The 8986-nt window shown below is 44.9% G+C and carries 6 protein-coding genes; 3 read left to right on the top strand and 3 right to left on the bottom strand.

Translation table 11 applies throughout. The features are described from left to right. Window positions 1-723 (top strand): sensor histidine kinase (locus tag A3735_RS24840; protein WP_156499904.1); only part of this gene is annotated, 723 nt, incomplete at its 5' end. A 112-nt stretch (window positions 724-835) separates the two neighbouring features. Here the strand turns inward: A3735_RS24840 and htpG are convergent. After that, a complete protein-coding gene (gene htpG, locus A3735_RS24835) occupies window positions 836-2752 on the bottom strand; it encodes a molecular chaperone HtpG (RefSeq protein WP_068510476.1) in 1917 nt (638 codons plus the stop codon). A gap of 264 nt (window positions 2753-3016) precedes the next feature. Here htpG and A3735_RS24830 point away from each other — a divergent pair, with 264 nt between their 5' ends. Next, entirely contained in the window at window positions 3017-4147 is a 1131-nt protein-coding gene (locus A3735_RS24830) for an SMP-30/gluconolactonase/LRE family protein (protein WP_197470094.1), read from the top strand. 63 nt (window positions 4148-4210) lie between these two features. Here A3735_RS24830 and A3735_RS32700 read toward each other — a convergent pair whose 3' ends face one another. Beyond that, entirely contained in the window at window positions 4211-5146 is a 936-nt protein-coding gene (locus A3735_RS32700) for a PaaI family thioesterase (protein ID WP_368664571.1), read from the bottom strand. A 261-nt stretch (window positions 5147-5407) separates the two neighbouring features. Between A3735_RS32700 and A3735_RS24820 the strand changes: the two genes are divergently transcribed. Continuing rightward, complete coding sequence (locus A3735_RS24820) at window positions 5408-6958, top strand: M48 family metallopeptidase (protein WP_068510471.1); 1551 nt, start codon at window positions 5408-5410, stop codon at window positions 6956-6958. Window positions 6959-6967: 9 nt separating this feature from the next. Here the strand turns inward: A3735_RS24820 and A3735_RS24815 are convergent. Next, a partial coding sequence (locus tag A3735_RS24815; protein ID WP_197486030.1) for an efflux RND transporter permease subunit occupies window positions 6968-8986 on the bottom strand: 2019 nt, incomplete at its 5' end.

Below are 8986 nucleotides of genomic sequence, written 5' to 3'. Positions count from 1 at the left end.
GAAAGGGCAATTAAGCGCTCTCTATCAAAAGAACTTGCTCCCCATCATCAGGAAGGTGCTGAAGATCTAGCAGAATTGCTATTGGAAATGGGCTTACACGATCAGCTCAGCGCACTAAAACCTGAAATTCTCGACCCTGAAAATAACAAAATCGTTTCCCTCGCTCACTCCCTTACGAGTATTCGAAGAAACAACATGACCATTCATACCGCCATCGCGCGCGTATCAAAAATAGTCTTTGCCTTGAAGAGTTTCTCTCATCAAGACTGCAGCGGAGAAATGATTCAAAGCAATATCAACGACGGCATTAAAACAGTCTTGGTGCTTTACCAGAACCAGTTTAAGCAAGGCTGTGAAGTGCACTTGGACTATGGTGATTTACCCTCAACACTCTGCTACCCCGACGAACTAAACCAAGTCTGGACCAACTTAACCCATAACGCACTTCAAGCAATGCATAATGAAGGTGAATTATCGGTCTCTACCAAAGTACAGGAGGGTAATATTCTTGTGCAGTTCACCGACAACGGTCCAGGAATTCCTGAGGATATCCAAGAAAAGGTATTTTCATCCTTCTTTACCACAAAACCAGCCGGAGAAGGCAGCGGTTTAGGACTAGGAATCTGTAAGAAAATTGTCGATAAGCATCAAGGAAATATTGATTTTGAGAGTGAAGTTGGGCGCACGACTTTCTCGGTAAGTATTCCGATTAGAGTTAAATAGCTCAGAATCGCTAGCCTTTACCCATTTTACTTTTGACTAGGATAAAACAAAAAAAAGGAGCTTGGCCGAAACCAAACTCCTTCTTATTTAACTTGTGTCGAAATGTAATGAACTACTTAGATAAATCCAACAATAGCTTATTCAAACGAGACACAAAGGCACCTGGATCTTTCAGCTGTTCGCCGCTAGCCAAGGCTGCCTGGTCAAACAAGACGTTGGCCAAGTCGTTGAAACGGTCATCATTTTGCTCTTCGTTCAACTTCTGAACCAATGGGTGCTCCGGGTTCACTTCGAAGCTTGGTTTAGTCTCTGGAACAGCCTGACCAGCTGCTTCCATGATCTTCTTCATTTGTGCGTCCATATCGTGTGCACCGGCCACCAAGCAAGCTGGCGAGTCAGTCAGACGATTAGTAACACGAACTTCTTCAACCTTGTCGCTTAACAAGTCTTTGATCTGGCCGATCAAGCTTTCATAAGTTTTGCTCGCTTCTTCGATCTGTTTTTTGTCTTCTTCGTCTTCGATATCACCTAGATCTAGCTCGCCTTTGGTGATGTCTTGCAAGTGCTTACCGTCAAAGTCACTCAAGTAAGAAATCATCCAGCCATCAACACGATCACTCAGCACAAGCACTTCAATACCCTTTTTACGGAAGATTTCCATGTGAGGGCTACTGATACCGGCTGCATAGCTCTCAGCGCTAACATAGTAGATCTTGTCTTGGCTCTCTTGCATACGTTCAATGTACTGCGCTAGAGAAACTGTCTGCTTGCTATCCCCTTCAGTGGACGCAAAACGTAATAAACCGGCAACTTTCTCTTTATTTCCAAAGTCTTCAGCCAAGCCTTCCTTGATTACCTGGCCAAACTCATCCCAGAAAGACTGATACTTTTCAGCATCGTTCTTCGCCATCTTGGTCAACATATCAAGAACACGCTTGGTCAAAGCAGTCTTCATACTTTCAACGGTCTTGTCACTCTGCAAGATTTCACGAGAGACGTTCAGCGAAAGATCGCGAGTATCAACAATACCTTTAACAAACCGTAGGTACAGAGGCAGGAACTGCTCAGCTTCATCCATGATGAAAACACGCTGAACGTACAACTTGAGCCCTTTCGGTACATCGCGGTTGTACATATCAAAAGGCGCTTTTGAAGGAATATACAATAAGCTTGTGTAGTCCAATTTACCTTCAACACGGTTATGAGACCAAGTTAGTGGCTCTTGGAAGTCATGAGAAATATGCTTATAGAAAGATTGATACTCTTCTTCTTTGATTTCAGACTTAGACAAAGACCAAAGCGCTGTGGCTTCGTTGACTGTCTCGTCTTTTGGCTCTTCTGGCTCTTTACCTTCTTCAGCAGGCATTGGCTCAGACTTCATCACAACCGGGAAGGCGATATGGTCAGAATACTTCTTAACCAGACTACGTAGCTTCCAGCCGTTAGCAAACTCAGCCTCTTCCTCTTTCAGGTGAAGCACAATCGAAGTACCACGCTCGGCACGCTCGATATTCTCTATGGTGAATTCACCTTCACCTTCGGAGCTCCAGTGAACACCTTCCGCTTTATCTGTACCCGCTTTACGCGTGAATACATCAACTTTCTTGGCAACAATAAATGCGGAATAGAACCCAACACCGAACTGACCAATCAACTGAGAATCTTGCTGGCTATCACCTGTTAGCTTAGACATAAACTCGGCAGTGCCTGACTTGGCAATCGTACCTAAGTGGTTAATGACATCATCACGATTCATACCGATACCGTTATCAGTTAATGTCACTGTCTTGGCTTCTTCATCAAACTCTAGACGAATCTTCAGATCACCATCGTCTTCGTACAAAGAGTTGTTAGATAGCGCTTCAAAACGCAGCTTATCTTCTGCATCGGAAGCATTTGAAATCAATTCGCGTAAGAAGATCTCTTTATTTGAATAAAGGGAATGGATCATCAAATGTAGAAGCTGCTTAACCTCTGTTTGAAAGCCAAGGGTTTCCTGCTTTGCTTCTAAATTATCTTGTGCTGACATATATTTGTTTCTCTCGTTTTTCGTTGTTCAGAAAAATTGATTTGTCGCTTTCCGGCAGCAATTTATCTCAAACTTATGAGAGGGACTGCATTATCAATGCAGCCTTGCTTACCACCGACCTGAAAAGCCTTGAAACCTTATGTGGGGATGGCATTTTTAATTTCAAGTAATTTTTATCGTGTTTTGTTTCGAGCTGTTTCGCGCACAAAGCCAGATTATGGTTTAATGCCCTCCACCTACCTTTACAAAGATAAATTGAGAATCATGTTAAAAGCCCTTACCACACTATTATTCGCAGTTGTTTTGATTATTGGCCTCGGTGCGGCCGCACTCGATGGTTTCTACGGCGGCGGCGATGCCTTCCCTGATAGAAGTGGCCAGCCCCTGCTCCCGGCTGAAGCGCTTATCAAAGTTGCTGACCTGCCCTACCCTCCTGGAAACATCGCAGTCTCGAAAAATGAGCGCATCTTTTTCACTTATCATCCGGAAGGTTTTCCACCCTATAACATCGCAGAACTGGTTGATGGCGAAGCCAAACCATTTGAGTTCGAGTCACCAGCTGGTCTTAACTTGAGTACTGTTCTATCAATGCGTTTAGACAGACAAGGCCGCTTATGGCTACTCGACTATGGTGACCATGGGCAAGAAACACCTCAGATCCTTGCCGTGGATATTGAGTCCCGCGAGGTTGTGCATCATCATCGTTTTAGTTCAGATATTGCAGGGCTAGGCTCACATATGAATGACTTCCAAGTCAGTCATGATGGCACACGCATCTATATCGCCAATGCAAGTATCATAGGTCTTAGCCCATCTATCATCGTTTATGATGTGATAGAACAGCGTGCTCGTATTGCTATTGAAGACCACGACTCGGTCGACCCGGACTACTATGTTCCTCATGTCGAAGGTGTGAAAATGCTGATGTTTGGTGTTTTTGCTATTCGCCCTGGCGTTGACTCTATTGCGCTAGACCGCAACGAAGAATGGCTTTACTTTGCTCCCGTTACCGACGAGAAGATGTGGCGCGTACGGGTAAGTGATTTGAATAATCCTGCACTAAGTGCAGAAGCGCTGAAAACTAAAATCGAAGCTTTTGGTGAAAAGACCATGAGCGATGGCATCACTATCGATGATGAGGACACTCTATACATCAGCGATCTGGAGCATTCGGCTATCATACAGATGCGCTCTGATGGTTCCATACAAACACTTTACAAAGACAAGAAGCTTCGCTGGCCTGATGGTTTCAGCTTCGGCCCGAATGGCTGGTTATACGTTACTGCTAGTGCGCTACAAAGTGTGATAGCCAAGCCTGACCAGTACATTCAAGAAAAAGGCCCTTATCAGATATTTAAATTGAAGACCGATACCACTGCTTACCCTGGGCATTGAGGTTGAATTTCAAAGGGGTCAGACTCGATTGAATTTCAATCGAGTCTGACCCCTTTGAAAAACCTAATCCTCTAACAAAAAATGCGCTCTGGCCAAGGCAATTGGCTTATCGCGGCTTTCTTGCCAGGCGTGAACTTCGACATTAGCAACGCGGCCACCCTGGCGGGTCACATTACAATAGGCATAGGTATCCTGGTTTGCACCGGCACGTAAGTAATCTAATGAAAAATCAATAATTTTGGGAAATTTCAAAGTCGACTGAGATACCAGCAAATACATAGCACTAGACAATTCCATAAAGCCACCAATGACACCACCATGAATTGCGGGAAGAATAGGATTACCAATATTGCCTTCCTTCTGATTTAACTTAAAGGTTAGCTCTCCTCTATCATCCAGGCATTCAATGCCAATCAATTGCGCATAAGGAATAGCTGAGGTCAGTATCTTGTAGTCGCTCTTGTCGCGCGCTTGTATCACCGAATCTTTAAAATCTTCGGGCAGAGAAACCTTGCCAATATTCTTTGATTGATAAACAGGAATATCTTTCGTCATCACATCTAAGGAAGGAATGCCCTTCTCGCCCATACGCATAAAGGTTGCGACACAATGCGCCACAGTCCGGTCAATCTGATAAGCCTCACACTTCATAAACAAGATATTGTTGGTTGAACGGTAGCAGCTTGCTCTCGCGAATACTGACTGCCCCGGTTTTGCCTGGCGCATATAGTCAACACGCAAATCTAGTGTTGGGCAGAGTTCAAACTCCGGCATTGCACATAGCACACCGGCACCTGCGGTCGTATCCATCAAGGTGGTAATCGCACCACCATGAATAACCCCTGAATCTGGGTTACCGATAATCTTCTCGCTGTAAGGCAATTCTAGTATCAGCTCGTTTTCTCTTGCAGAAACAACCTTAATACCCAACTCCTGGCACTGAGCCAATACGCTTACAAAGCTTTCGACTTGGGTAAACAACATGGTTTCGTCTCTCATTCATTCTCTCACAATCAGCGTTACATAATTTAGCTGGGAACGCTTATTCTAGTTAAGCATAAAATGTCAGCTCCTTATCAGCTAACATATTTGAAGCGCCGAAGTATAACCAATGTCACACTTTTTAAGAAATGTAATTAATCAGGAGATTTCCACCTAGCATCCTATTTATAACAATAGTAATTACTCATTTGCTATTGAAAAGAGTGAATCCATTAGCGCAAAATTGACTTACTGTTAACTAGAACCCGGTATTGTCTTATGCGCCCCATTTTTACTTATCTTCTACTCTGCCTAACCTTGCTCTGTAGCGCTTGCTCTGTAAACCCGGTAACCGGAGAAAAGCAGCTAATGTTCAGCTCTTTTTCTGAAGACGTTAAAATAGGCCAGCAACAATACCAACCAGCACAGCAATCACAAGGTGGCGCCTACAACCTTGATCCGAAGCTTAGTGAATATGTCAGCACGGTTGGTATGAGGCTCGCCGCCCTTAGTGATGTCCCAAAACTTCCCTATGAGTTTGTCGTTCTCAATAACTCAGTCCCTAATGCTTGGGCCCTGCCATCAGGCAAGATTGCTATTAATCGTGGCCTGCTCTTAAAGCTGGAAAGTGAAGCTCAACTAGCTGCAGTGCTTAGTCATGAAATTGTTCACGCTGCTGCCAGACACGGCGCCCAGCGTCAGCGTGATAATTTACTGGTTCAAGTCGGCATGGCGGGCCTGGGTTTAGGCTTGGCGAATAATGACTATCGAGACTTAATTATTGGCGGTGCGAACTTAGGGGCAAGGTTAACCACTGCCAAATATGGACGCGACCACGAGCTGGAATCAGACCACTACGGCATGAAATATATGGCTAAGGCTGGCTACAACCTGCAGGGCGCTGTTGAACTTCAAAAGGTTTTTGTCTCACTATCAAAGCAGCAAAAAAGTTCATGGCTTGACGGTTTATTTGCTTCACACCCGCCCTCTCAAGAACGGGTAGAAGCAAATATCAAATACGCTGCCTCAAACCCTGTCAAAGACGCCTTCTCGGGTAAAGAGGCGTATCAACAAGCCATCGCCTACCTCAAGAGTAAACAAGAAGCTTACGACCTGGCAGACCAGGCGAATGCCGCCCTGGCACAAAAAGATTACGACCTGGCGCTTAGCCTTATTTCTAAAGCAAGTAATATAGAACCTAAAGAAGCACTATTTAGCGCCATAAAAGGCGATGCATTGGCCGCTAAGGGAAATAAAGATTCTGCACTTGCGGCCCATATGCGCGCCACAGAGCTCAACCCAAATCAATTTTCTTATTACTTAAAGCGTGCTCAAAGCTATGCCGCTCTAGGCCAATCTAGCTATGCCATTGATGATTATCGCTATAGCATGCGTTTACTACCAACAAGTATTGCTGCCCTACAATTAGGAGAGCTATACAGCGAGTCTCAGAATCAGGAACAAGCACTTAAGTACTATGCACAAGCAGCCCAGGCGCAAGGCGATATAGGTCAACAGGCAAAACTAAAACTGGCCCTAATCGAAATTAAGCAAACACCGGAAAAATACTTAAAGGCCAAGCATGTTCAAGACCCTAAAGGGCCTTTATTGGTGACAATAGAAAACCATAGTCCACTGAACATTGGCGCTCTACAGTTGCGCACGCAGCTAATTGACGCAAATGGAAAAGTAATTAAGATTGAAGAATGGTCAATTAACGAAACGATTCCGGCGCAAAAACGCAGCCCCTACTATCCTGCCAAAGTTGTTTATCACTTAAAAACAGGCGAAAAGGTTAAAACCAGCATTAGCTCGGTGACACTTGAATAGAAACACCAATTAGGAACCGTTTTGTTTGCTTGATATCCATTGGCGAGTATTAGCACCAAGTACCAGTAAAGCCGGTGTTAGAAACAAGGTGAGGACTGTGGCAAACGCCAATCCACCAGCAATGGCACTAGATAACTGAGTCCACCACTGTGTAGAAGGTGCACCAAAAGCTACGTCGCGATTGATAAAGTCGATATTCATCGATAAGACCATCGGTATCAAACCAAGAACAGTGGTTCCTGCAGTCAATAACACGGGTCGCATACGAATCTCACCCGTCATCAAAGCCGCCTGATAAGGGCTAACTCCATTGTTGATATACGAGTTATAGGTATCAATCAATACAATATTATTGTTCACAACGATACCTGCCAAGGCAATGATACCCAAGCCGACCATCACGATACCGAAAGGCTGAGCTGTGATCAGCAGGCCCAGTAAAACCCCCGCGGTTGAAAAGACAATCGCACTCAATACTAAAATACTCTGATAAAAGCTGTTGAACTGTATGACGAGAATCAAAAGCATTAGAAAGATTGCCGTCATAAAAGCCGTACCGAGGAATTCTGCTGTTTCCTTCTGATCCTGTTCTTCCCCTTTTACGGCGATGCGTACATCTGGCTTAAATTCTGACAGATCGAACTCAGCTTGCAGAGCTTGTAGGCGCTCGCTAGGTAGCAGTCCTTCAAGAACATCTGACTGAATCGTAATAGCCCGTTTACCGTCAACCCGTTTTATCGTGCCATTCTTCGGCGCAGGATTCAGCGACACAAAGTTACTAATGGGCACCATGCCTTTTGAGGTTTGGATTCTGAAATTATCAAACTGATTGAGGTTTCTGAACTGTTCAGGGAAGCGAATACTAATATCGACTTCCTCTATCGTATCGTCCGGTCTAAAGTCGGCAACGCGATAGCCGTTCGTAATCATTTGAATGGCGCTACCGATCAAAGCGATATCGGCACCAAAACGTGCTGCGGCCTCTCTATCTACATCTAGTCGCCATTCGATACCCGGTAGCGCTCGATCATCCTCAATATCTTTAAAACCTTCGAGGGCTTCCATCTTTGAGAGGATAAGCTCAACCGCTTGCTCAGTGTGCTCAGGGTAGATTGCACTAACCTGCAACTTGATCGGTTTACCGCCAGAAGGGCCATTCTCTGCTTTGCGAAACTCCAACTTTACACCTGAAATATCAGCGGTCATCGCCTCCATTTCTGTGAGAATTTCTGACGCTACACGCCGCTTATCCCAATCAACAAATTGAAACTGAATTGAACCGATCACATCCTCGGCCATTGCATTCTGAGCTTGATTGAAAGAACGGGCATAAATTGATTCAAGCTCGTTTTTGCCTTCAATCAGACTTAAAAACCGACGTTCAACCTGTTTTAACAAGGCATCTTTTTCATGTATCGATAAGTCACCTCTAGCGTGAATAAGAACCTGCGCGCTATCCGGTTCGACATCTGGAAAGAACTCTACACCCTTTCCGAAAGCCCCATAGGCGACATAACTGAAGACTATGACGCCCAGTGCACCGATAAATGTTAAGCCCGGTCTCTTCAGCAAGGCACTCAAGCTTGAAACATAGGCCCGTTTCATCACACCGGCTTCTTCATTCAATGAGCTTATTGTATGCGGATGACCTCCATCACGTTCATACTCGTCTACTAACTTCCCTTTAGCCTTAGTTTGCCCTCCTAACCATGAGCCTAAAACGGGCAAAAATACCAGAGCCATAACAAGCGATGCCATCAAACAAATCATCACCGTAATGGGTAAGAACTTCATGAATTCGCCGACAACACCCGGCCAAGCAATCAAGGGAAGAAAAACAGCCAGCGTTGTCGCGGTCGATGCGATGATCGGCCATGACATCCGCTTTGATGCACTTGCGTAAGCTTTCGCTGCCGACATCCCTTTACTTTGATTTCGTGAGGCTAACTCGGCAACAACAATGGCTCCATCTACCAACATCCCGACAACCAGAATCAAGCTAAACAGCACCACAATATTCAAGGTCAA

The sequence above is a fragment of the Oleiphilus sp. HI0061 genome, assembly GCF_001635675.1.
The sequence above is the reverse complement of the archived record's forward strand: the minus strand, read 5'-3'. Positions and strand labels throughout refer to the sequence as shown.